23 protein-coding genes are annotated in these 21,372 nt (G+C 56.7%); 10 read left to right on the forward strand and 13 right to left on the reverse strand.

Annotated features, from left to right (window positions below):
- Window positions 1-126: 126 nt before the first annotated feature.
- On the forward strand, window positions 127-462 hold the full coding sequence (locus NIG5292_RS05200; RefSeq protein ID WP_048598445.1) for a DUF2794 domain-containing protein: 336 nt from the start codon (window positions 127-129) through the stop codon (window positions 460-462).
- 4 nt (window positions 463-466) lie between these two features.
- Here NIG5292_RS05200 and NIG5292_RS05205 read toward each other — a convergent pair whose 3' ends face one another.
- The 3 genes from NIG5292_RS05205 to NIG5292_RS05215 form a co-directional block, all read right to left on the reverse strand.
- Window positions 467-1,198, reverse strand: coding sequence for a C40 family peptidase (locus NIG5292_RS05205; RefSeq protein ID WP_048598446.1), 732 nt, complete (start codon window positions 1,196-1,198; stop codon window positions 467-469).
- Between the two features lie 3 nt (window positions 1,199-1,201).
- Window positions 1,202-2,584, reverse strand: a complete 1,383-nt coding sequence (locus NIG5292_RS05210) for a leucyl aminopeptidase family protein (protein WP_048598447.1) — start codon at window positions 2,582-2,584, stop codon at window positions 1,202-1,204.
- 155 nt (window positions 2,585-2,739) lie between these two features.
- Window positions 2,740-3,096, reverse strand: coding sequence for a hypothetical protein (locus tag NIG5292_RS05215; RefSeq protein WP_048598448.1), 357 nt, complete (start codon window positions 3,094-3,096; stop codon window positions 2,740-2,742).
- 191 nt (window positions 3,097-3,287) lie between these two features.
- On the opposite strand from NIG5292_RS05215, the gene NIG5292_RS05220 reads away from it, so the two are divergent.
- The 3 genes from NIG5292_RS05220 to NIG5292_RS05230 are packed head-to-tail and all read left to right on the forward strand — an operon-like array spanning window position 3,288 to window position 5,239.
- Entirely contained in the window at window positions 3,288-3,950 is a 663-nt protein-coding gene (locus NIG5292_RS05220; RefSeq protein ID WP_048598449.1) for a carbonic anhydrase, read from the forward strand.
- Window positions 3,951-4,931, forward strand: coding sequence for a sodium-dependent bicarbonate transport family permease (locus NIG5292_RS05225; protein ID WP_048598450.1), 981 nt, complete (start codon window positions 3,951-3,953; stop codon window positions 4,929-4,931).
- Window positions 4,931-5,239, forward strand: a complete 309-nt coding sequence (locus NIG5292_RS05230) for a P-II family nitrogen regulator (RefSeq protein WP_048598451.1) — start codon at window positions 4,931-4,933, stop codon at window positions 5,237-5,239. Before NIG5292_RS05225 ends, NIG5292_RS05230 begins: the two co-directional genes overlap by 1 nt.
- Before the next feature lie 91 nt (window positions 5,240-5,330).
- On the opposite strand, the gene NIG5292_RS05235 is transcribed toward NIG5292_RS05230, so the two are convergent.
- Window positions 5,331-6,353, reverse strand: a complete 1,023-nt coding sequence (locus NIG5292_RS05235; protein WP_048598452.1) for an aspartate-semialdehyde dehydrogenase — start codon at window positions 6,351-6,353, stop codon at window positions 5,331-5,333.
- A gap of 184 nt (window positions 6,354-6,537) precedes the next feature.
- The gene (locus NIG5292_RS15265; RefSeq protein WP_267884460.1) at window positions 6,538-6,663 is read right to left on the reverse strand and encodes a hypothetical protein; all 126 of its coding nucleotides are present in this window, start codon (window positions 6,661-6,663) and stop codon (window positions 6,538-6,540) included.
- Window positions 6,664-6,666: 3 nt separating this feature from the next.
- Between NIG5292_RS15265 and NIG5292_RS05240 the strand changes: the two genes are divergently transcribed.
- Window positions 6,667-7,995 (forward strand): DEAD/DEAH box helicase, encoded by a 1,329-nt coding sequence (locus NIG5292_RS05240; RefSeq protein WP_048598453.1) that lies wholly within the window; start codon window positions 6,667-6,669, stop codon window positions 7,993-7,995.
- 367 nt (window positions 7,996-8,362) lie between these two features.
- On the opposite strand, the gene NIG5292_RS05250 is transcribed toward NIG5292_RS05240, so the two are convergent.
- From NIG5292_RS05250 to NIG5292_RS05260, 3 genes are all read right to left on the reverse strand, one after another.
- Complete coding sequence (locus NIG5292_RS05250) at window positions 8,363-9,217, reverse strand: universal stress protein (RefSeq protein WP_048598455.1); 855 nt, start codon at window positions 9,215-9,217, stop codon at window positions 8,363-8,365.
- Window position 9,218: 1 nt separating this feature from the next.
- Window positions 9,219-10,721 (reverse strand): SulP family inorganic anion transporter, encoded by a 1,503-nt coding sequence (locus NIG5292_RS05255; protein ID WP_048598456.1) that lies wholly within the window; start codon window positions 10,719-10,721, stop codon window positions 9,219-9,221.
- A 123-nt stretch (window positions 10,722-10,844) separates the two neighbouring features.
- Complete coding sequence (locus tag NIG5292_RS05260) at window positions 10,845-12,008, reverse strand: MFS transporter (protein WP_048598457.1); 1,164 nt, start codon at window positions 12,006-12,008, stop codon at window positions 10,845-10,847.
- Between the two features lie 112 nt (window positions 12,009-12,120).
- Here NIG5292_RS05260 and NIG5292_RS05265 point away from each other — a divergent pair, with 112 nt between their 5' ends.
- Window positions 12,121-13,329: a Coenzyme F420 hydrogenase/dehydrogenase, beta subunit C-terminal domain gene (locus NIG5292_RS05265; protein ID WP_048598777.1), complete on the forward strand. Its 1,209-nt coding sequence runs from the start codon at window positions 12,121-12,123 to the stop codon at window positions 13,327-13,329.
- Here the strand turns inward: NIG5292_RS05265 and NIG5292_RS05270 are convergent.
- Window positions 13,317-14,183, reverse strand: coding sequence for an amidohydrolase family protein (locus tag NIG5292_RS05270; protein ID WP_048598458.1), 867 nt, complete (start codon window positions 14,181-14,183; stop codon window positions 13,317-13,319). The two genes, NIG5292_RS05265 and NIG5292_RS05270, sit on opposite strands and share 13 nt — an antisense overlap.
- A 70-nt stretch (window positions 14,184-14,253) precedes the next feature.
- Between NIG5292_RS05270 and NIG5292_RS05275 the strand changes: the two genes are divergently transcribed.
- From NIG5292_RS05275 to NIG5292_RS05290, 4 genes are all read left to right on the forward strand, one after another.
- Window positions 14,254-14,961, forward strand: a complete 708-nt coding sequence (locus NIG5292_RS05275; RefSeq protein WP_048598459.1) for an ABC transporter permease — start codon at window positions 14,254-14,256, stop codon at window positions 14,959-14,961.
- Entirely contained in the window at window positions 14,954-15,706 is a 753-nt protein-coding gene (locus tag NIG5292_RS05280; RefSeq protein WP_082136633.1) for an ATP-binding cassette domain-containing protein, read from the forward strand. Before NIG5292_RS05275 ends, NIG5292_RS05280 begins: the two co-directional genes overlap by 8 nt.
- Entirely contained in the window at window positions 15,696-16,517 is an 822-nt protein-coding gene (locus NIG5292_RS05285) for an ABC transporter substrate-binding protein (protein ID WP_053084840.1), read from the forward strand. The genes NIG5292_RS05280 and NIG5292_RS05285 overlap by 11 nt, the downstream gene beginning before the upstream one ends.
- Before the next feature lie 72 nt (window positions 16,518-16,589).
- Window positions 16,590-17,042: a DMT family transporter gene (locus NIG5292_RS05290; protein ID WP_048598460.1), complete on the forward strand. Its 453-nt coding sequence runs from the start codon at window positions 16,590-16,592 to the stop codon at window positions 17,040-17,042.
- A 38-nt stretch (window positions 17,043-17,080) separates the two neighbouring features.
- Here the strand turns inward: NIG5292_RS05290 and NIG5292_RS05295 are convergent, their stop codons facing one another.
- The 4 genes from NIG5292_RS05295 to NIG5292_RS05310 form a co-directional block, all read right to left on the reverse strand.
- The gene (locus tag NIG5292_RS05295; protein ID WP_048598780.1) at window positions 17,081-18,040 is read right to left on the reverse strand and encodes a DMT family transporter; all 960 of its coding nucleotides are present in this window, start codon (window positions 18,038-18,040) and stop codon (window positions 17,081-17,083) included.
- A gap of 99 nt (window positions 18,041-18,139) precedes the next feature.
- Window positions 18,140-19,243: a 3-isopropylmalate dehydrogenase gene (leuB, locus tag NIG5292_RS05300; RefSeq protein ID WP_048598461.1), complete on the reverse strand. Its 1,104-nt coding sequence runs from the start codon at window positions 19,241-19,243 to the stop codon at window positions 18,140-18,142.
- A gap of 66 nt (window positions 19,244-19,309) precedes the next feature.
- Window positions 19,310-20,254, reverse strand: coding sequence for an endonuclease/exonuclease/phosphatase family protein (locus tag NIG5292_RS05305; RefSeq protein ID WP_048598462.1), 945 nt, complete (start codon window positions 20,252-20,254; stop codon window positions 19,310-19,312).
- Between the two features lie 71 nt (window positions 20,255-20,325).
- On the reverse strand, window positions 20,326-21,171 hold the full coding sequence (locus tag NIG5292_RS05310) for a hypothetical protein (protein WP_048598781.1): 846 nt from the start codon (window positions 21,169-21,171) through the stop codon (window positions 20,326-20,328).
- Window positions 21,172-21,372 lie beyond the last annotated feature (201 nt).

The raw sequence follows: 21,372 nt of genomic DNA on the forward strand, positions 1-21,372 counted from the left end.
CCATGCACGCACGCGTTTACGCCGCACGGGCAGTAGCTTCTGGGCACAAAGGGGCGAGACAAAGAACACAGCGAGACATTGTTGTGACCGCCTTGATTTTCCGCCCCATCGACGCAACTGTTGGGCATGACTTCAGCAACACCCATCACCCGCGTCACCGAGCAAGACGTGATGTTTCACCGCCTCGAGCTTAACATGATCTTGTCGCTCTATGGGCGCATGGTCGCGGCCGGTGAATGGCGCGACTACGGCATTTCTGCCATGCGCGATGTTGCCATTTTTTCAGTGTTCAAACGCACCGCAGAGCAACCGCTTTACCGTATTGAAAAGCGCCCCAAGCTACGTCTGAAGCAAGGGATGTATTCCGTTATTGGAATGGATGGGCAAATCCTGAAACGCGGCCATGAGCTTAAGCCCGTTTTGCACGTTCTTGAACGTAAACTAATCCGCGCGGTGACCTGAGCAATCAAAGCCTGCGACGCGTTGTGACAGGCCCATCCCCTTGGACCTCAATTCGCGTGATAGCTGCTGCGACGCTTTCGTAAACTGTTGCCATGTGGTGCGCATTCGCGTGGATCAGTGTCTCGGCATCGACCATCATGGCAACGTGCCCTTTCCAGAACAACAGATCCCCACGCAGATAAGGCGCGTCTAACGCTATCTGCGCGCCGATCATTTGTTCTTGATCACCGCTGTCGCCCGCACATGCCTCACCGCACGCCAGAAGTGCCGCTTGAACAAGCCCTGAACAATCAATCCCAGAACTCGAATTACCGCCCCAAAGGTAAGGCGTCCCAAAGAAAATCTGTGCAATTGTAACGGGGTCGCTAAAGCGCTGCTCAATGGGGCGAAGGTGCTTTTTAGGGATAAAGCCAACAGATGTTTCAAAGAACTTCTTGCGCTCATCCACAACCTGCACCCGTGCGCCAAAACTTAACGCGTGCCGCTCGGATGATTTAAAACTTTCGGTGCTATAGACATGGGTCGCGCGGCTTGCCACCATATGCGTAGGCGCGTTCTGCTCCGAAATCAGCCCGTCGTCGACATAACCGATGTAGCTGTCTTTAACCGATTGCACGTAATGAAACCCGTCGCCGCTTTGCAATGATCTCACCTCATCGCCCATCAACAGCTGTCGGTCCCGCCGCCCATCAGGGCTCCGCAGCAGATCGGCCACAGGGGCATTAACGCACAACACCGCTTACAGCCCCAAAATTTTAGGAAGCGCCTCAAGAAGGGCGCGCGCGCCTTGGCCAACACCACCTTTGGGCCGCGCAGGGGCCGCAGAGGGCTGCCAGCCGTAGATATCAAAGTGGCTATAGGGCGCATTTTCAACGAACCGGCGCAGGAATAATGCCGCCGTAATCGCACCCGCAAACCCACCCTTTGGGGCGTTATCCAGATCTGCGATCCCCGGTTCGATCATCGCCTCGTAAGGATCCCAGAACGGCATGCGCCAAACCGGATCATCAACGTGGCTACCTGCTTGGCTAAGGGTCTGCGCAACACTGTCGTCATCCGTAAAGAACGGCGCCAAGTCAGGACCAACCGCGACACGTGCAGCCCCCGTCAGCGTTGCCATAGAAATAATCATATCGGGGTTGTCTTCATCGGCGAAAGCAAGCGCATCGGCCAATACCAAGCGGCCTTCTGCATCAGTGTTGTTAATCTCAACAGTCAACCCGTTGCGTGCGGTCAGAATGTCTTGCGGGCGGAACGCGTTACCGCTGATGCTGTTTTCAACCGCAGGGATCAGCACCCGAAGCTGCACCTTTAGGCCCGTTGCCATGATCATATGCGCAAGGCCCAGCACTGTCGCACTGCCGCCCATATCCTTTTTCATCAACCCCATACTGCCGCCGAGCTTAATGTTCAGCCCGCCCGTATCAAAGCATACTCCCTTACCCACAAGCGTCAGCTTTGGTCCTGCATCGCCCCACTTCATATCGATCAAACGCGGCGCACTTGCGCTGGCGCGGCCAACCGCATGGATCATCGGAAAGTTCTGCTCAATCAGCGCATAACCCGTGGTGACATTGATCGACGCGCCATGTGTTTGGGCCAATTCGCGCGCTGCCGCTTCAAGGTGTTCGGGCCCCATGTCCGCCGTTGGCGTGTTGATCAGATCGCGGGTCAAACATTCACCCGCGGCAATTGCCTCAACGCGGGCGGCTTCAACACCCGCTGGCGCAACAAGCTGCGCACGGGCCTGCGCCCCATCCGCGTACCGCGTAAACCGGTAGCTGCCCAACAACCAACCAAGGGCAAAGGTTTCTGCCGCTTGGCCTTCCAGTGCGCTGGCTAATGCATAGACACCCTCGGGCAAGGCAAACGGCAACGCACCAGACAAAAACCGGTTGCGCGCACGATCCGCTTTTGTCCCTGCACCCACTGCCGCAGATGCCACACCGCCCAGCGCGCTTGGGAACGTAATCACCTGCCCATAAGCCGCACTAAACCCTTGGGCCTTCGCCCATGATTGCTCAGTCTCGGACAGGCCCTGCATCCACTCGGCCAACTGATCGACCTCAACAACATAAAGCGCAATCGCATCATCGGTGGCGGCAGAAAAACTAGGCGACATGGGAATATCCTTTTGAGATAGCTGTGCAATTCTGGCCAGCCTACCCTAGTGCCGCGCACCCGCAAGGGCACGCGTGCACCTAGCCGCCTATTCTGTACCTTCTATGCGCCCAGTATAATGCGTGCCAGGTCTGTGTCAGCAGTCGCGCAGCGCCTTCAGAACGACACGTCCTGCATTTCCCAGACTGCGGATAATGATGCCTCGGCCACGCGCTGCATTCGGGTCACTGTGGCCACAATCGCCACACCGTCCCCGCCCCCCGCTGCGTCAACCACAGCAAGGCACGCCGTAGACAGTTCAAGAAGGCCAATTTGCTCAGCGATGCTGACGTTGCTTTTGGCGGTTTTCATCAATGCAGCATGTTCACCATCAAGCATGTGCTGATGGGCACGGGCCACGCGGGCTGCCAATTCCTCAAGCGCGCGGCACACGACCCCTTCGGCCCCTTGCTGCCCAAGCTCGGCATAAAGCTGTGCCAAACAGTCACGGTCCAAGGTTGCGCGATCGCGCATGTCTAATCTTGTTATCTTTTCCACCATTTCACCCTAATTTACGTCTCACACCCCCGCCTGAGTACTCAGGTTACTGCCAGCAAATGGTATCCAAATCGTTTCGACCACCGAAAACCTAGACGCAAATATAACTCGAATAAGTCTTAGATTTTAAGTATCACGGTTCCAGAATATCGCAGCGGAGAACCCTGATGCCCCTGTCTAAACCCCTACCCCAATATCTTGTCCAACGTTTCGTTGGCTGGAAGGCGACTATATATGCCGACAACGAAGTCTGGCACCGACGCCTTGCCGAAGTGGGGCAGCATCCACGCGCGATGGTGATCTCATGCTGTGACAGTCGCGTGCAGGTCACGTCGCTTTTCGGTGCAGACCCTGGTGAGTTTTTCATCCACCGCAACATTGCCAACCTTGTGCCCCCGTACGAACCAGACGGCGATCCGCACGGCACTTCTGCGGCGGTTGAATACGCTGTGACACATCTCAAAGTGGCACATCTGATTGTGGTCGGGCATTCCGATTGCGGTGGCATTTCCGGCTGTGAACAAATGTGTAGCGGCAACGCCCCCGCCCTTGAGGAAAAAACCAGCTTCCTTGGTAGATGGCTCGATATCATCCGCTCGGGCTATGAAGATGTGAAACACATCGAGGACGCAGATGCCCGCCAAGAGGCCCTCGAGAAGAAGGCCGTTGAAATCAGTCTTGAGAACCTACAGGGCTTTCCGTTTGTTCTTGACGCTGTGAAAGCAGGCGGGCTAAGCCTGCACGGCCTTTGGACGGACATCGCTGAAGGGCGACTGGAATCGTTTGTGCCGGGCCAAGGCTTTACACGTGTTGGACCAGAAGGGCTTTAAATGGAAAATGTACTTTCGCTCGCGCTGAATAATCTGTTGTCACCGATTATTCTGTCATTCGCACTCGGACTTTTCGCAGCCCTCGCACGATCAGAATTGACCATCCCAGAAGCTGTGGCCAAGGGCCTGTCAATATATCTACTTTTTGCTATCGGCTTTAAGGGCGGCGTTGCGGTCACCAAAAATGGCCTAGACTCAACTCTCATCATGACACTTATGGCGGGATTGGTTTTATCGGCCCTGCTACCATTGTTGGCATTCGCCCTATTGCGCACGCTTACCAAGTTAGACACCGTGAACGCCGCTGCGGTGGCGGGGCACTATGGATCGATCAGCATCGTGACTTTTGTGGCCGGCACCTCCGTGCTTGAAAGCAGCGGCATCACATCAGAAGGCTACATGGTTGCGGTTGCCGCCGTTATGGAAGCACCTGCGATCTTGTCTGCTCTTTGGCTGATCTCACGGGGCTCAGGCGGGGCACGCATGGACGCGGGCCTGTGGCGCGAAATCTTGCTGAACGGCTCAATCGTTTTGTTGGTCGGTTCATTCTTTATCGGCATGGCAACAGGTCAAAAAGGGCTGGACGAAATTGGGCCGTTTATCGTGGCACCGTTCAAAGGTGTGCTGTGCCTGTTCTTGCTGGACATGGGTCTGGTTGCGGGACGCGGCTTGCGCCAAGCCAAAGGCACGATCACATTTGGCCTGCTTGCGTTCGGCATCGTGATGCCACTGGCCTCAAGCGTTATCGGCCTTGCGATGGGTGCTGCAATTGGGCTGTCACTGGGTGGTATAGTCTTGTTGATGGTGCTCTGCGCGTCTGCCAGCTACATCGCGGTGCCTGCAGCCATGCGGGTTGCGGTGCCTGAGGCGGATCCGGCAATTTACCTGACGCTATCACTTGGCGTCACATTCCCCTTCAACCTTACGGTTGGTATTCCCTTGTATCTGGCACTGGCCACAATGTTTTCTGGAGCAGCTTAATGGAAACCCACAAAGCAAAACGCGTTGCAATTATCATCGAAGAACCAATGGAGCGCCGCTTGACCGCCGCGTTGGATGGCGCTGGTGTGCAGGGCTATTCGATCCTGCCCGTACTTGGTGGTTCTGGCCGCTCCGGTGGGTGGACTGCGGATGGTCAGTTGGGCCGCTCTGGCATGCGCCAAGTGGTATGCATCATCCGCCCCGAACGTCTTGATGACCTGCTGACGGCTGCGTTCAAAGTGGTCGACCGCCACATGGGCGTTGTCACTGTCAGCGACTGTGACGTGCTACGCGCCGAGCGCTTCTAAGCCACTTACAAAAGAACGCTGCAAAAAAGAAAACGCGCGCCGCTATGTATGTAAGCGGCGCGCGTTTTGCATTTCAAACGTGAAGAGCGGCTTAGCCCTTTTTCAGAACCTCACGGCCCAACAACTCGGCGATCTGTACCGCGTTCAACGCAGCACCTTTGCGCAAGTTGTCAGAAACGCACCACATGTTCAGACCGTTCTCAACAGTTGTATCTTGGCGCACGCGGCTGATGAATGTTGCGAAATCACCCACACATTCGATCGGTGTGACATAACCGCCGTCTTCGCGCTTATCGATCACCATGATGCCCGGCGCTTCGCGCAGGATGTCGCGTGCTTCGTCTTCATCAAGGAAGTCTTCAAACTCGATGTTCAGCGCTTCAGAGTGACCAACGAACACAGGCACACGGACGCAAGTCGCGGTGACTTTGATGCTGCTGTCGACAATCTTCTTAGTCTCGGCAACCATCTTCCACTCTTCTTTGGTGTCGCCGCTATCAAGGAACTTGTCGATGTGCGGGATCACGTTGAAGGCGATCTGTTTGGTAAACTGCCGTGCTGGCTTGTCATCAGTGGGGTTGTAGATCGACTTGGTCTGATCCCACAGCTCATCAATGCCGCCTTTGCCTGCACCAGAAACCGACTGGTACGTGCTGACCACAACGCGCTTGATCTTGGCGCGATCATGAAGCGGCTTAAGGGCCACAACCATCTGCGCGGTTGAGCAGTTGGGGTTGGCGATGATGTTCTTCTTTGCATAGCCGTGCACGGCTTGGGGGTTCACTTCCGGCACGATCAAAGGGATGTCCGGATCATAGCGGTAAAGCGATGAGTTATCGATAACAACACACCCTGCAGCAGCCGCTTTGGGCGCATATTGCTTGGTGGCATCAGAGCCAACAGCGAACAGAGCAATGTCGCTTCCCGTGAAGTCGAAGGTGTCCAGGTCTTCGGTCTTCAGGGTTTTGTCGCCAAAGCTTACTTCCGTGCCCAGTGACTTGCGGCTGGCAAGCACGGTAATCTTTGCTACGGGGAACTGACGCTCCGCCAAAATGTTCAACATTTCACGGCCCACGTTACCAGTGGCGCCAACGACGACGATATTATAGCCCATTGTTGTTTCTCCAGAAAAAAAGGACTTGGCGGCCTTACTCTGTATTGCAGCATATGGAAAGTGCGCTGGCTCAATAATCGTTGACATGTGACCATTGAGCGCCCATATGCGGGCCAACCGTTAAAGTCCTGCCGCGTGAGCAGGTGGGCAAAGCCCCCCTTTGACGCCTTACCCCATGATCCCCTCACGCAGGGTTCAGACGCGGCCATTCGGTCTGGGCCATGAGGCTCCAGATCAGCAATTCGTCGCCCTGTGCGTTGCACCCCTTGGCCATATGGTCTGGGCGTTTTCGCTTTTGTGAAAGGGTCATCTTGTGACCGACTTTACCATGCTAGGGCTTAACCCCAAGCTTATGAAAAACATTGCCGATGCCGGCTTTGATAAAGCCACGCCAATTCAGGCGCAGGCTATTCCACTTGTGCTTCAAGGCACCGACGTGATGGGCCTTGCCCAAACGGGTACGGGCAAAACTGCTGCTTTTGGCCTACCGATGGCAGAACTGCTGATGGACCAAATCGGCAAGCCGATGCCCAAAACAGTCAAGGCCCTCGTGCTGGCCCCAACCCGCGAGTTGGTGAACCAGATTTGCGACAACCTGAAAATCTATGTGGCGGGCACACCGCTTAAAGTGAACTCGGTCGTTGGTGGGCAATCGATCAACAAACAGATCAACCTGCTGCAACGGGGCACAGATATTCTGGTGGCGACACCGGGCCGTTTGATGGACCTTGTTGACCGCAAGGCCGTTTATCTGGACAGCGCCAAAATGCTGGTACTCGATGAAGCGGATCAGATGCTCGATATGGGCTTTATCCATGCGCTGCGCAAAATTGCACCGTTGTTGGGCACACCGCGTCAAACCATGTTGTTCTCGGCCACGATGTCGAAACAGATGGAAGAGCTTGCGGGCGCGTTCCTGAACAACCCCAAGAAAATCCAGGTCAGCGCACCGGGCAAAGCCGCCGATAAAATCAAGCAATCGCTTTGGTACGAACCCCAAGCCTACAAAGCTGACAAGCTGGTTGAGCTGCTGTCAGAGCACAAAGGCGATCAAGCGATTGTCTTTGGCCGCACCAAACACGGCTGCGAAAAGCTGATGAAATTCTTGGTCGCCCAAGGGTATGAAGCAGTGTCGATCCACGGCAACAAATCGCAAAACCAACGCGACCGCGCCCTGAATGCTTTCAAAAAAGCCGAAGCCACTGTCTTGGTTGCAACGGACGTTGCTGCACGCGGCATCGACATTCCGGATGTGCGCTATGTCTATAACTTCGAGCTGCCCGAGGTGGCCGAAAACTACGTGCACCGCATTGGCCGTACGGCACGTGCGGGTGCGCAAGGTGAAGCAATTGCTTTGGTCTCAGCCCAAGAAATTGGCTACCTACGCCAGATCCAGAAAGTCATGAAGTTCACCATTCCTGTTGCGGGTGGCCGTGAGCCTATGGAAGAAGATCCCCCCAAGCGCGGTGGTGGCGGCGGTGGCCGTCGTCGCGGTGGCGGCGGTGGTGGTGGTGCTCCCAAGGCGGGCGGCAAGCCACGTCGCTTCGGCAAACCATCTGGTGGTGCTGGTGGCGGCAATGGCGGCCCCGGTGGTGGTGCAGGTGGCGGCAAGCCGCGTCGCCGTCGCAAACCCGCAGCATAACTGCTGATCCCTACAAGAAATTCGGTGCGGCGCGTTGCTAAAAACCCGCCTCACCGCTCTTTGACCTAAAACTTGGTTAACACGTTTTGGATAAACCTATGCGCAAGGACGTCCCCGCATTGGTTTGACACGCTGATGCACCCACAAGCTACTGACACGCAGCAGGCTTTCCACCTGATCTGACGTGTCGTCCAATGGACTGCGCGAGGGGTAAAATCCACCGCGCAAGGACACAGCATATTGGGCGGCGCCGCCTTCTTTAACGGACACTTCCCTTACATAATAATTGAGCGATGACGCAGCAACGCTACCGACAGCCGATGCCCCAAAACGGGACATGGGCCAATTGGCGTTTCTCGGTCAGGATTTAGCGGAACAACAACAGCGGCACATGGGCCGAACGCACCATTTCGGTGGTGGTGGAGCCGATGATCAAACTGCGCACGCGGCTGTGCCCATAAGCACCCATCACCAACATATCCGCACCGTCATCGCCCACCAGACCGGCAATCGCTGTCTCGGGTTGTCCGTCCACAAAAGACGCAGTGACCTCAAGGCCCGCGCCGGACAACAGCGCCGCAGCACCGTCCAGCTTTTGCTTGGCCTCGGCGGTTTGGGTGCCAACTGTTACAACTTGGCCCGGCAAGCCTTGGAATAGCTTTGCGTTCGCCACATGATCCACCGCTTTCAACGAAGACGCGCCCCCATCAAACGCAAGCGCAAAGCTTTCAACCGGCTTGAACGCGCGTGATGTAACAAGGATCGGCTTTTCGCAAGAACGCACGACGCGCTCAACGTTGGAACCAAGATGCAGCTTGGCAAAATCTGCCGCCTCGCCGCGCTTACCGATCACGACCAACTCAGCATCCGCCGCCAATGTCGCAAGCTCAGCCAGCAGATCACCTTGGCGCAAAACCGTGCTGACCGAAACGCCCGCAGCCGCGATGCGCGCCTCGGCATCTTCCAAAATGGCACGGCCCCGCACTTGGTTCAGTTTGGCGCGTTCTTCATCAAGGGCCGCAAGGTCCTCCATCAACTTGGTACGTGCGCCAAGTCCAATGTTACCCGAACGATCCGCCTTAGCTTCGCGACGTCCCAAAATATGCGCCACAACAACATGGCCGCCAATTTTGCTAGCGACCCAAGCCGCATGATCACACACGCTGTGCGAATACTCAGAGCCATCAACAAGCGCGACAATCTTTTCCAACGTATCAGCCATGTTAGTGTCCAATCATATCTTCAAGCGCGCCCGGTTTGTCAGCGACACCCAGTTTATCAACGATGGTTTCTGACGCCTCATTCAGGCCAATCACATCCACCTCGGCCCCGTCACGGCGGAACTTCATCACAACCATATCAAAGGCCGCCACAGACGAAATATCCCAAATATGCGCGTTGCTTACATCAATCGTAACACGCTCAAGCGCTTCGCCAAAATCAAACGACTTGGTGAACTGATCAGACGAGGCAAAGAAAATCTGACCCTCAACAGTGTAGGTGCGGTGACGCCCGTCATCAGACAACACACTGCGCACCCGAAAGATTTGCGCAATTTTGCCAGCAAAGAAAATGCCCGACAACAACACACCCGTCAGAACACCAATGGCCAAGTTGTGCGAATAGACAGTGACCGCAACAGTGGCCAACATCACGATAGACGATGACATCGGGTGCTCACGCAGGTCTTTCAGCGAGGACCAGCTGAACGTGCCGATCGACACCATGATCATGATCGCCACCAAGGCAGGCATCGGGATTTGCTTCACGATATCGCCCAGCACAACAATCAAGAACAGCAAGAAAACACCCGCTGCAAAGCATGACAAACGCCCGCGCCCACCGGATTTCACGTTAATCATCGACTGACCAATCATCGCACAACCGGCCATGCCGCCGATGAAACCAGTGGCCGTGTTGGCCAAACCTTGGCCGATACATTCGATGTTTTTGTCAGAATTTGTATCCGTCAGATCATCAACCAAGGACGCAGTCATCAAGCTTTCCAGCAGACCCACAACCGCAATGGCAAGCGCCACAGGGAAGATGATCTGCAGCGTCTCAAACGTCAGCGGAATGTCGGGCAACAAGAAGATCGGAAGGGTATCGGGCAACTCGCCCATGTCGCCCACAACACGCACATCAAGCCCCATGAACATCGCAAGCGATGTCAGCACAACAATCGTCACCAGCGGCGATGGAATGGCTGTGGTCACGTATGGGAACAGATAAATAATCGCCAAACCCGCCGCCGTCATCACATAGGTTAGCGTGTTCACACCCCCTGTGGCGGGGTTCAGTTCCGGCAATTGCGCAAGGAAAATAAGGATCGCCAGCGCATTTACAAAACCTGTCATCACGGATTTGGAAACAAAGCGCATCACACTGCCCAGCTTCAGCACACCCGCACCAATCTGGATCAGACCCGCCAGAACCGTGGTCGCCAACAGATATTCCAGACCGTGATCACGCACCAACGTCACCATCAAAACAGCGGTCGCGGCGGTGGCAGCACTGATCATACCGGGGCGGCCGCCTGTGATCGCGGTAATTACCGCAATGCTGAACGAAGCATAAAGACCGACCTTGGGATCAACGCCCGCAATGATCGAAAACGCAATCGCCTCTGGGATCAGCGCAAGCGCCACCACAAGGCCCGCAAGTAAATCATTGCGGATGTTGCCAAACCAATCGTTGCGAAAATTCGTTATGTAATACGCCAGCATCTTTATGTGTCCTCAGTCGGGGTTAGGCGCGATGTAACAGGGGCGCTGCGCGATGCATACCCCCCTCCTCACATCCGTCCCGTTGTGACCAAAGACGCTATGCAGTGTGCGTGCTGTTCCGGCCTAATCCGTGCGGTCGTCAGAAAAAGCGTAAATCACCAACCCGATGGTAATGGTCACAGCGAACAAACCAAAGATCACCGGATACGCACCCTGCGCGCCAAAACTGTCGTAGATGCGCCCTGTGAGCATCTGAAAAATGCCAACGCCGCCAATCCCGAACAAGTTCAACAACGTCACACCGCGCCCCGTCAGATGGGACGGGAAAAAGCTGCGTGCGTGGGCGGTAATCACCGGAAATCCGGATCCGGCCATGCCAATCACAGCAAGCAAGATCACCGCAGTCCAAATTTGTGGCACCGGATTAATCGCCAGAAACGCCAGACACAGCACACCGATGCTGTTGCCGATAATAATGACCCATTTGCGCGTGCCAAAAATGCGGTCTGCCGGTGCGTAAAGGAATGTGCCTGCCACCATAGCAAGCCCCATTACAAGGCCCGCTGTACCAATAAACGCCGGAAGCGCGCCGTGCAGATCATCGAAATACGGCCCAATCCAAAGCCCCCTGATCCCTGCGGCGGCGGCATAATTCACAAACATCAGCGGGAAAATTAGCCAAAGCGCGGGCATCCGCAAAAGCGTCAGAACAGAGCCGTCTTTGGGCGCGTCCACCTCACGCGCAGGGTCGCGGATCAGGGCAAACATCACCACAGCCGTGGCAGCCGTAAGTGCCGCAAGCCCCACCAATGTGGCGCGCCAGCCAAAGGCCTCAACCGCCCAAGCTGTTGGTGCCGCTGACAACAAATTGCCCAAACTCCCGATCCCGATCATCACGCCCGCAAGGGTGGCAAACACGGCCGGTGCATAGATTTTAGCAAAGATGAAATACCCCGCCATCAACACCGCTGAACACCCGATACCAATCAAAACCATCGCCAATTTGATGTGCAGCACCGTGGTGGCCATCGCAAAAACCACCGCCCCAAGCGCACCGATCATCAACAACGCAGGCGCTGTTTTGCGCGGCCCGATTGTATCAAGCGCCCAGCCCACGGGAATTTGCATCACCGCAAATGTCAAAAACCACAGGCCCGAAGCCGCCGCCAGGTCATCAGGCGTGGCGCCAATATCGCGGCCCAGAACACCTGTCAGAACCGCCAAAAACGCGCGGTAGAATTGCGACAACACATAGGCAAAGATCAATGCGGCGATGCCAGCTTTCATGGGGGTGCTCCGGTTCAAATTATCCTCGGGCGTACCGCTGCCATGCAACGGGCAGCCGCGCAAGTCTGCAATCAACTTTGCGGCGCAGCGCGCCTATGCCATACATCACACCATGACAGTCCTGACCCCCTCCGCCGGCCCTGCTGAACCCCGTGGCCTTTGCACAGATTGCGGCGTCTCGCGCATGGGGATCGCCAAGTCCTGCGGCACCGCGTGCCAGTTCATCAAACCGGACTACCCCGCGATGGAAACCGCCGTGCAAGGGCGCACACGGCGCGCAACGGGGGACGAGGTTTTCTTTGGTCCGTTCCAAGCCATGTACCGTGCCGCTTTGACCCCCGCGCGCGAGGGGGCGCAATGGACAGGGCTGACCACGCGGCTGGCTGAAAAGATGCTGGAAGACGGCAGTGTGGACGGCGTGATTTGTATGGTGCCGGACGCTGATGATCCGTGGAAACCCGTGCCCGCGATTATTACTGAGGCGGCCGATATGGCCCAAGCCCGCGGGATGCGGATGGGCTACGCGCCGCTGCTGGCGATGCTGGAACCCGCCGCCGAAATGGGCCTTAAACGGCTGGCGATGATCGGCATCCCCTGTCAGGTGTATGCCCTGCGCCGCATCGAAGAACAGCTTGGCTTTGAGGCCATCACCGTGATCGGAACACCGTGTTCCGACAACACCACCACCGCCAATTTCCATGACTTTCTGGCGCGTCTGTCCGACAAACCCGAGACGATCACATATCTTGAGTTTCGCGCCGATTATCACGTTGAGCTGCGCTTTGAGGATGGCCGCTCGCAAAACATTCCGTTCCTGCAGTTGCCGCTGTCTGATTTATCGCCCGACTTCTTTCCGCTGACCTGTCGTACCTGCGTGGATTACACCAACACGCTGGCTGATATCACCGTGGGCTACATGGGCGGCACCGGTGAGCAATGGGTGATCGTGCGCAATGATCGTGGCGCCCGCGCCCTTGAGGCGATCCGCCCAGAGGTCAAACTTTCAGCCCCCGCCGATAAGGGCAAACGCGCCGGTGCCGTGGCCGGTTTTCGCGACAATACTGCGCGCGCGGCGGGCGGGCTTCCCCTGCGCAAAATGCCCAATTGGTTGCGCCCGATTGTGGGCTGGCTCATGCCCCGTATCGGACCGCGCGGCATCGAATTTGCCCGCGCGAGGCTTGAGATGAAAGCAGTTGAAACCGTGCTGCACCTGCGCCGCGAAGAGCCTGCAAAGATGAAGAACATGATCCCCGATCATGTCTGGGACCTTGCCGCGCCCTATGATGTGACCCCCCAAGAGGGCGAGCGTCAAAAGCCGTAAAGCCGTGCAGGTGTATCGACCAAAATGCGGCGGCGGGTATCCTCATCCGTAACGATCCCCATGAAGTGGTTCAACAAGACGCCCGCATCCGGCAGTTTCGCATCCGCCAGCATAATGTGGGGCCAATCGCTGCCCCAAACGCAGGCGTCAGGGTTGGCGCGCGCCAGTGTTTCGATAAAGCTGCTAGCCGCTTCATACGGCGCATCGCAAAACCTGTAAGGGGCGCTTAGCTTCACGTGACAGGCCCCATCGGACACCAATTGGCGCAGTGTCTCAAAGCCTTCTTGCTGGGTGCCAAGGCTTAGATCAGGCCAACCGATGTGGTCAAAACATACGGGCACTGGCATGGCGCGCACATCGTCCGCCAGTTCTTGCATGTGTTTGTGGGTGTTCATCAGCATCTGCACGTGCATCCCGCGCGCCGCAAGCATCGGCGCGATCCGCTTCACGCCGTCCCACGACAACACACCGCCGTGCACATAGTTCAGCCGCACGCCCACGATACCCGCGTCGCGCAGATCATCCAGATCCGCCTCAGTCGCCGCATCCGTGACAAGCCCAATCCCCCGCGCCGCATCACCCATCGCCGAAACAGCAGCCTTGGTCACATCATTGTTCGCCCCGTAAAGAATGGAGTGCACGATCACGCAACGCTCCATGCCCAGCACATCCATATGGTGGCGGTAGCGCGTGACATACTCATCAAGACTGCCGGCAGCGGGGTCCTCAACACGGCCATCCCACAAGGGCATATCATCGCCCACCATATGAATATGCGCATCACACGCCCCACGCGGCACGTTTCCAATGGGCGACGTTGGTGTGTCGATCGGGGGCAAGGCAGTGGGCAGCATGTCGGCTCCTATCGGATTTATGGCGTTTCTTAGCTTTGGAGTAGCCCAGCAGGTTTGGTAGAGACAAGGGATGGAAACATTTGCCGACATACTGCTGCGCGCCTTTGCTCTGATCGCCCAAGGGGATCCGGTGCTGCGCGGTGTTGTGGGGCTGTCGCTTTATGTCACCCTAAGTGCGACCGCCATTGCCTGTGCGATTGGCCTGCCATTGGGCGCGGTTGTGGGCGGCACACAGTTTGCCGGACGCGGCGGCGTTATCATCTTTCTGAACGCGCTGATGGGCCTGCCGCCTGTGGTCGTGGGGTTGGTAGTGTATCTGCTGTTGTCAGCAAGTGGCCCGCTTGGGGTGCTGGGCCTGCTTTACACCCCTGCTGCCATGATTATTGCGCAGACCATTCTGATCACGCCGATTGTTGCGGCCCTAACGGTGCAAGTGACGTCGGATATGCACCGCGAATACCGCGAGCAGTTCCGCTCGATGGGTGTTGGACGGCTGGCACGCATTGGGGCGCTGATGTGGGATGCGCGGCTGGCGTTGGTGCCTGTGGCGCTTGCGGGTTTTGGCCGTGCGGTGGCCGAAGTGGGCGCAGTTATGATTGTGGGTGGCAACATCAACCACGTCACCCGCGTCATGACCACCTCGATCGCGCTTGAAACCAGCAAGGGCAATCTTGAGCTGGCGCTGGCCCTTGGGATTGTGCTGTTGTTGATCGCACTTCTGGTGAATGCAGCCGTGATGACACTGCGCTCTGCCTCTGTGAGGGCTGCTTATGCGTGAGCCCGCAAATATCATCCGCGCTGATTTCGGCGGCACCCTTCTTGAAACACGCGGGCTTACCTACCGCGCCGATGGCACGCGCTTTGTGGATGACGTCTCGCTTCGTCTGCGCGAGGGGCGCATCACTACAATTTTGGGGCCCAATGGTGCGGGCAAAAGCCTGTTGCTGCGGTTGATCCACGGGCTGATCGCGCCCACATCTGGCGATGTCATCTGGAACGGGCGCAGCCTTGATGCCCCTGCCCGCGCGGCCCAAGCCATGGTGTTTCAGCGCCCCGTGATGATGCGCCGCTCTGTTGCGGGTAATTTGCGTTTTGCATTGAAGGTGAAGGGCGTGCCCCGCCACGCGCGCGCCGCCCAAGTAGAGGCGCTGCTGACCAAGGCAGGCCTTCAGGATATGGCAACACGCCCCGCACGGCTTTTGTCCGGTGGTGAGCAACAAAAGCTGGCGATTGTGCGCGCCACCATTGGTGCGCCGCGTATGCTGATGCTTGATGAGCCGACAGCCAATCTTGATCCATCAGCGACGCGGGCTGTCGAAACATTGGTGCAAGATGTGCAGACCCAAGGCACCACGGTGGTGATGGTCACCCACGACCAAGGACAGGCGAAACGCCTTGCCCAAGATGTGGCGTTCCTGCAAAGCGGCCGCCTAGCCGAGGCCGGTCCCGCAGCGCGCCTTTTGACTGAACCACAATCACGCCCCATGAAAGCGTGGCTGGATGGAGAGCTTTATGTGGACTAAATGCGCAGGTCTGATTTTTGCGTTGGCACTGTCTGTGTCGGTGATGCCGACGGGCGCAAAAGCTGAGCAATTCATCGTGGTACAATCCACCACATCCACACAAAACTCTGGACTGTTTGATGCGATTTTACCGGTATTTGAGGCCGCAACCGGTATTGAAGTCCGCGTCGTGGCCGTTGGCACAGGGCAGGCGTTGCGCAATGCCCAAAACGGTGACGGAGATGTTTTGCTGGTGCACGCCAAAGCCGCAGAGCAGGCCTTTGTGGATGCGGGTTACGGCCTGCCGCGCCGCGATGTGATGTATAATGATTTCGTGCTGATCGGCCCAAAAGACGACCCTGCGGGCATTCGCGGAACACGCAGCGCGGCTAAGGCGCTGGCCCGTATCGCCGCCCAAAAAGCACCCTTTGCCAGCCGCGGTGACGACAGCGGCACCCACAAAGCCGAGATGCGGATGTGGGGCGCGCTTGACCCAACAGATGCCTCGGGCACGTGGTACCGCGAAACGGGCAGCGGCATGGGCGCGACCCTGAACACCGGCATCGCCATGGGGGCGTATGTGCTAAGCGACCGCGCCACGTGGCTGGCCTTCGGCAACAAAGCAGACCACGACGTGCTGGTTGAGGGCGATCCCCCGATGTTCAACCAATACGGCGTGATCGTGGTAAACCCCGCGCGCCACCCCCACGTTAAAGTGGCCGAGGCCCAACGCTTTGCTGATTGGTTAACCCAAGATGGAGGACAGAGCGCCATCGCAGCGTTCACCGTTGCGGGCACCCAGCCTTTCTATCCAAACGCAACACCGCGTTAAGGGCTGTCATTTGCCACGCGATGGTGATTTATCACGGCGGAATTTGACGGACGTTTTACAAGGGGCATCCAAATGGACAAAGATCTCAGCTTTTTCTTGATCATCGGCCTAATGCTTGTGGTCGGTGTGATGGTTGCCCTTCAAGGGCCACTTAACGCCAAACTTTCACAAAACATCGGCAGCTTTGTTCTTGGCTCAGCCATTTCATTTGCTGTTGGCTTAGTCGCGCTGATCATCTTGTGGTTTGCGGGCGGCGCACAAGGCAGCCTTGCCGCAATCAAAGTGCAGCCGCTTTATCTGTTAAGCGGTGGTTTGTTGGGGGTATGCTTTGTGTGGGCCTTCACATGGGCAGTGCCGCAAATTGGTGTGTTCTTCGTGGTGATCTCTGCAATCATCGGACAGATGATCGGCGCAGTTGTGATCGCGCGGATCGGCATGTTTGGGGTCGCCCCCAGCTATCTCGGCCTATCGCAGTTTGTCGGGCTTGGCTTTTTGACTGTGGGCGCCGTACTGATCTATCGCTAGATCATCGAGCCTGTTGCGACCCGCCTTTCAAACAGAAATCACTTCTGATCGATAATCCCACGTTTGCGCAACGTGGGGCTAAGACGGGCGGCCGTACCTGTTTCAAACCGTGAACGGGTGCGCAGAACCGGCGTCGTTTCAGAGGCGTCTTTTGTGCCCTCGCGGAACACAATCATCAAACCACTGGCAATGATGATCGCTGCACCAAGTAGGGTCATCGCGTCAGGGAATTCCGAAAAGAGCAGCACGCCAAAAATGGTCGCCCAAATGATTTGGCTATACTGCATCGGCGCGACGATTGCCGCGTCCCCCTTTTTGTAGGCCACAATCATGCAAAGCCCCGCAAGGTTCACAAGGATAGACATGGCGAGCGTACCGACCAAATCAGGAAGGGTCATGGGAACATAGACAAACGGCAGGGCCACGCCCATCAACACAAAGTTGGCCATCATGGGGTACAACATCAAAACAATCGTACGTTCGTCCTTACCAATTTTGCGCACGATCACGGAGGCCAGCGCCCCGCCAAACGCACCCGTCAACGCAGCGGCATGGCCAAGACCCAGCTCGGTCCCCCCCGGGCGCAGCACCACCAAAACACCGCTTAGGCCCAGCGCAACCGCAACCCAGCGCCGCCAGCCGACAGTCTCGCCCAAGATCGGAATAGACAGCACGGTAATGATCAGCGGACTTGCGAAAATAATGGCGTAGGTCTGGGTCAACGGCAGCACAGAGAAGGCGTAGAACACGCTGATGCCTGTGGCGACTGCGGCAAGCGTGCGCAGGGCGGTCCACCATGGGTGACGCGGAATAAGGTTGGCTTCGGTCTGATCGCGCATCAGCATCATCATGACCATCGGAAAGCCGAATAGCCCGCTGAAAAACAAAATCTGGAAAGGCTGATAGCTTACGCCCAGTACTTTCACGATCACATCATGGGTCGAGAAAATAGCAAAACCCAAAAGGGCATAAAGCGCGGCAGATGTATTGTTGGACATAAAAGCGGCCTGACTGGTTTCAGTCATGGCTAAAACAAACGCCCGCCCTGTGACAAGATGCATCAGGGCGGGCGCTGTGAATTGTTGTGAAGCGTGCCCTTAAAGGGACGCGTCCAAAGCGGCTAAGATAACGTCGCCCATCTGGATGGTGCTGATTGGGGTGCCACCGTCTGGGCCCATCAGATCACCTGTACGCGCACCATCGGCCAGCACTTTTTCAACCGCTGCTTCAAGGCGAGCAGCCTCAGCGCCTTGGTCAAACGAATAGCGCAGCGCCATCGCGAAGGACAAAATACACGCGATTGGGTTCGCTTTGCTTTGGCCTGTGATGTCAGGTGCGGAACCATGTACCGGCTCATAGAGCGCTTTGGGGCGACCGTTTTCGCCAATTGCCCCAAGAGATGCAGAAGGCAGCATGCCAAGCGAGCCAGTCAGCATTGCAGCACAGTCAGACAAAATATCACCAAACAGGTTGTCTGTCAGGATCACGTCAAACTGCTTAGGCGCGCGGACCAACTGCATTGCGCCATTGTCTGCGTACATATGGCTTAACCCAACTTCGGGGTACTCAGCGTGCACTTTGGTCACGACTTCACGCCACAAAATGCCACTTTCCATCACGTTCGCTTTTTCCATAGAGCAAACGCGTTTGTTACGGCGCATAGCCAACTCAAACGCAGAGCGCGCAACGCGGTCAATCTCGGCTTCGGTGTAGCGCTGGGTGTTGATGCCTACGCGTTGGCCGTCTTCTTCGAAGATGCCCCGTGGCTCGCCGAAGTATGAACCTGATGTCAGCTCACGAACGATCATGATGTCGAGGCCAGATACGATGTCACGCTTCAGGCTTGAGAAGTCAGCCAATGCGTCAAAACACTGTGCCGGGCGCAGGTTTGAGAACAGATCCATCTCTTTGCGCAGGCGCAGCAGGCCGCGCTCGGGCTTCACGGAGAAGTCCAGATCATCATAGGCAGGGCCACCAACGGCACCGAGCAAAACGGCGTCCGCGGCATGTGCTTTGGCCATCGTGTCATCGTGCAAAGGCGTGCCGTGAGCATCATAAGCCGCGCCACCGACAAGGTCGGTTTCAACGTCAAACGACAGGTCGCGCTTATCGCCGAACCACGCGATAACGCGCTCAACCTCGGCCATGACTTCGGGGCCAATGCCGTCACCGGGCAGGATCAAAAGGGAGGGGTTCGCCATTGCAACAAGTCCTTCTTAAAATTGGTTGCTTAGCGGGTAGCCCGTTCGCCCCCAATGGTCAAGAAATCAGGGCCTCAGGGTAACGTCCGCCCAGACCAAACCGTGCCGCCCCATGCCAGCAGGCGGCCATAAAACACCGCTGCTGCGCGGTGTAATATCGGGCGAGGCCAGAACATAACTAAGCCGTAGGCGGTAGGCGTTTCGAAATTCAGCTGTGTGGCCGGTTGGTGCTGCATCCTGCAGATCAGCGCGCGCAAACATTTGCCCCATCAGTGGGTCCTGCGCCGGATCAAGATTAAAGAGCCCCGCAAGAATGAAGGGCTGAGACATGCTTGCGGACCCGCTTGGCGCACCACGCTCGGCCAAGGCGGTATCAAGGCGACCATCCAATAGATGCGCCCAAAGGCGGATCTCATCTGCGTTGCGTTTGCCGTTGCGGTCTTCGTCCCCATCAAAAATGGGTGGCGTTGCCTCAAAAGTAGCTAGGGTAAAGCCATCAAACGGCACGATCCAATGCACTTGAGATGACAGCCGTTGCGCCGCTTGGGCGCGCGCAGACGGAAAAGGGGCGCCATCGGGGTAAGTTGGCAAATCAGCATCAGGCAAGTCGCGCCATAACAGATCAGACAGATCGATCACTGGCCCAGCGATCGGGCGTTTTGAAAGCACTGCAACACCGCCGTGGCCCGCAAAGCGTCCGTCCCCTTGGGCGTCGCGGGGTTGGCACAGCTTACTGTCGCCGTCCATATCAAGCCCCGTAGCCATGCCCGCGTTAGGCAAGCTGGTAAACATATGATCAAAACCAAGATGGGCGTTCAGCGCGGTAAGCGCGCGGGCGTCATAATCCCAATCAATGCCCTGCAAGATCAAAACATCCGGATTTGCCTGTTTGATCAGCGCGACGCGGGCCATGACTTCATCAGTTTCGCGTTTGATATCGCGGAGCAAAAGCGCGGGACCACGGGCCTGAAGTTCTGTTTGATAGGTTGCAACGCGCAGGGTCTGAGACATCGCCAAGCTCGCGCAAACTGTTACCCAGATACAAAGCGCCGTCAGGATTGGTTTCGCAAAGCCGCTGAGGCCTAGGCCACCAGAAAGTCGTCCGCCTCGGCGACTTCTGCGGCATAGGTGCGGCGGCGTTGGTCGGCGATCATATCGGCCACACGGCTCGTCGCGATGCCACGCATAAACAAAGATGCCGGTAAAAATGCCCACGCTGCCATCGTCCATATCAAGGTCTGCGGATTGGTCATTGCCATCGGGCCAAAGAAATCAGCCGCAAGCTGAACCACCACAGGGATGATGAATGGCAGCAGAAACACTAACATAATGTTAAAACGCGCATCCTTGTTGAGGCGGCGCACCACATCACCACCGGCGGTTGGATCGAACATAGGCAGGTTAATCCACACGTTGAACGTGCCCGAATTACTCGGCCAACGGGACAAACGAAGCGCGGCCAAAAATACCGCCAGCGATAGCAGCGAGGTCAGATAGCTGATGCCTGCGGCGGTGCGCACGGCAGTGACAATCTCGGCGGGGCTGTCCACAGGAAGCATGCCCACCACCAGACGCACGGGCGAGAACGGAAAATCAATCGATGCGCCAATCCGCTGGCCGATGGCGGCGGTAAATTCGGTTACGGGCGTGGCGTCGTACTTCCCACTACAAATAATCGACAGAACCAAAACGGTAAAAAACAGAGAACCGAAACGAATCCGATTAAAAGGCGGTGCAAAGCGGAACTCAATAAGCGAGGGATAGTCCGATTTATATTCGATGAACGTCAGAATGGCGGCAGCGATGGCGATGAAGGATACAATTTCCAACCCACCAGCGATGGTTGCGGGCAACATCACTGATGGCAACGCGATAAGCAGGATGACACAAAAGGCGCGAATAGCTGCGCCAGCAAAACGGGAAAACATCACCAAAACCTCAAACTCGTTATGCATAAACCAAGTATACACACGCTTATTTACGCGCCCTTTTGCTCGAAAACCTGCGCTTGGGCATCTAGTTAATGATCAAGATATGCCCATATTCAAAAATCCAAACAACTGTTTTGCATCTGTGATGTCTGATTTTGATACTACTTTAGGAAGGAAGTAGTGCGGGTTTGCACCACG

Origin of the sequence: Nereida ignava (genome assembly GCF_001049735.1) — a bacterium.
Lineage (GTDB): Bacteria > Pseudomonadota > Alphaproteobacteria > Rhodobacterales > Rhodobacteraceae > Nereida > Nereida ignava.

Bases quoted from the DNA above. Each gene is read 5' to 3' on its own strand.
- NIG5292_RS05200 (WP_048598445.1), top strand. From the start codon at position 127: ATGACTTCAGCAACACCCATCACCCGCGTCACCGAGCAAGACGTGATG.
- NIG5292_RS05210 (WP_048598447.1), bottom strand. From the start codon at position 2,584: ATGTCGCCTAGTTTTTCTGCCGCCACCGATGATGCGATTGCGCTTTAT.
- NIG5292_RS05215 (WP_048598448.1), bottom strand. From the start codon at position 3,096: ATGCGCGATCGCGCAACCTTGGACCGTGACTGTTTGGCACAGCTTTAT.
- NIG5292_RS05220 (WP_048598449.1), top strand. From the start codon at position 3,288: ATGCCCCTGTCTAAACCCCTACCCCAATATCTTGTCCAACGTTTCGTT.
- NIG5292_RS05225 (WP_048598450.1), top strand. From the start codon at position 3,951: ATGGAAAATGTACTTTCGCTCGCGCTGAATAATCTGTTGTCACCGATT.
- NIG5292_RS05230 (WP_048598451.1), top strand. From the start codon at position 4,931: ATGGAAACCCACAAAGCAAAACGCGTTGCAATTATCATCGAAGAACCA.
- NIG5292_RS05235 (WP_048598452.1), bottom strand. From the start codon at position 6,353: ATGGGCTATAATATCGTCGTCGTTGGCGCCACTGGTAACGTGGGCCGT.
- NIG5292_RS15265 (WP_267884460.1), bottom strand. From the start codon at position 6,663: ATGACCCTTTCACAAAAGCGAAAACGCCCAGACCATATGGCCAAGGGG.
- NIG5292_RS05250 (WP_048598455.1), bottom strand. From the start codon at position 9,217: ATGGCTGATACGTTGGAAAAGATTGTCGCGCTTGTTGATGGCTCTGAG.
- NIG5292_RS05255 (WP_048598456.1), bottom strand. From the start codon at position 10,721: ATGCTGGCGTATTACATAACGAATTTTCGCAACGATTGGTTTGGCAAC.
- NIG5292_RS05260 (WP_048598457.1), bottom strand. From the start codon at position 12,008: ATGAAAGCTGGCATCGCCGCATTGATCTTTGCCTATGTGTTGTCGCAA.
- NIG5292_RS05265 (WP_048598777.1), top strand. From the start codon at position 12,121: ATGACAGTCCTGACCCCCTCCGCCGGCCCTGCTGAACCCCGTGGCCTT.
- NIG5292_RS05270 (WP_048598458.1), bottom strand. From the start codon at position 14,183: ATGCTGCCCACTGCCTTGCCCCCGATCGACACACCAACGTCGCCCATT.
- NIG5292_RS05275 (WP_048598459.1), top strand. From the start codon at position 14,254: ATGGAAACATTTGCCGACATACTGCTGCGCGCCTTTGCTCTGATCGCC.
- NIG5292_RS05280 (WP_082136633.1), top strand. From the start codon at position 14,954: ATGCGTGAGCCCGCAAATATCATCCGCGCTGATTTCGGCGGCACCCTT.
- NIG5292_RS05285 (WP_053084840.1), top strand. From the start codon at position 15,696: ATGTGGACTAAATGCGCAGGTCTGATTTTTGCGTTGGCACTGTCTGTG.
- NIG5292_RS05290 (WP_048598460.1), top strand. From the start codon at position 16,590: ATGGACAAAGATCTCAGCTTTTTCTTGATCATCGGCCTAATGCTTGTG.
- NIG5292_RS05295 (WP_048598780.1), bottom strand. From the start codon at position 18,040: ATGTCCAACAATACATCTGCCGCGCTTTATGCCCTTTTGGGTTTTGCT.
- leuB (WP_048598461.1), bottom strand. From the start codon at position 19,243: ATGGCGAACCCCTCCCTTTTGATCCTGCCCGGTGACGGCATTGGCCCC.
- NIG5292_RS05305 (WP_048598462.1), bottom strand. From the start codon at position 20,254: ATGTCTCAGACCCTGCGCGTTGCAACCTATCAAACAGAACTTCAGGCC.
- NIG5292_RS05310 (WP_048598781.1), bottom strand. From the start codon at position 21,171: ATGTTTTCCCGTTTTGCTGGCGCAGCTATTCGCGCCTTTTGTGTCATC.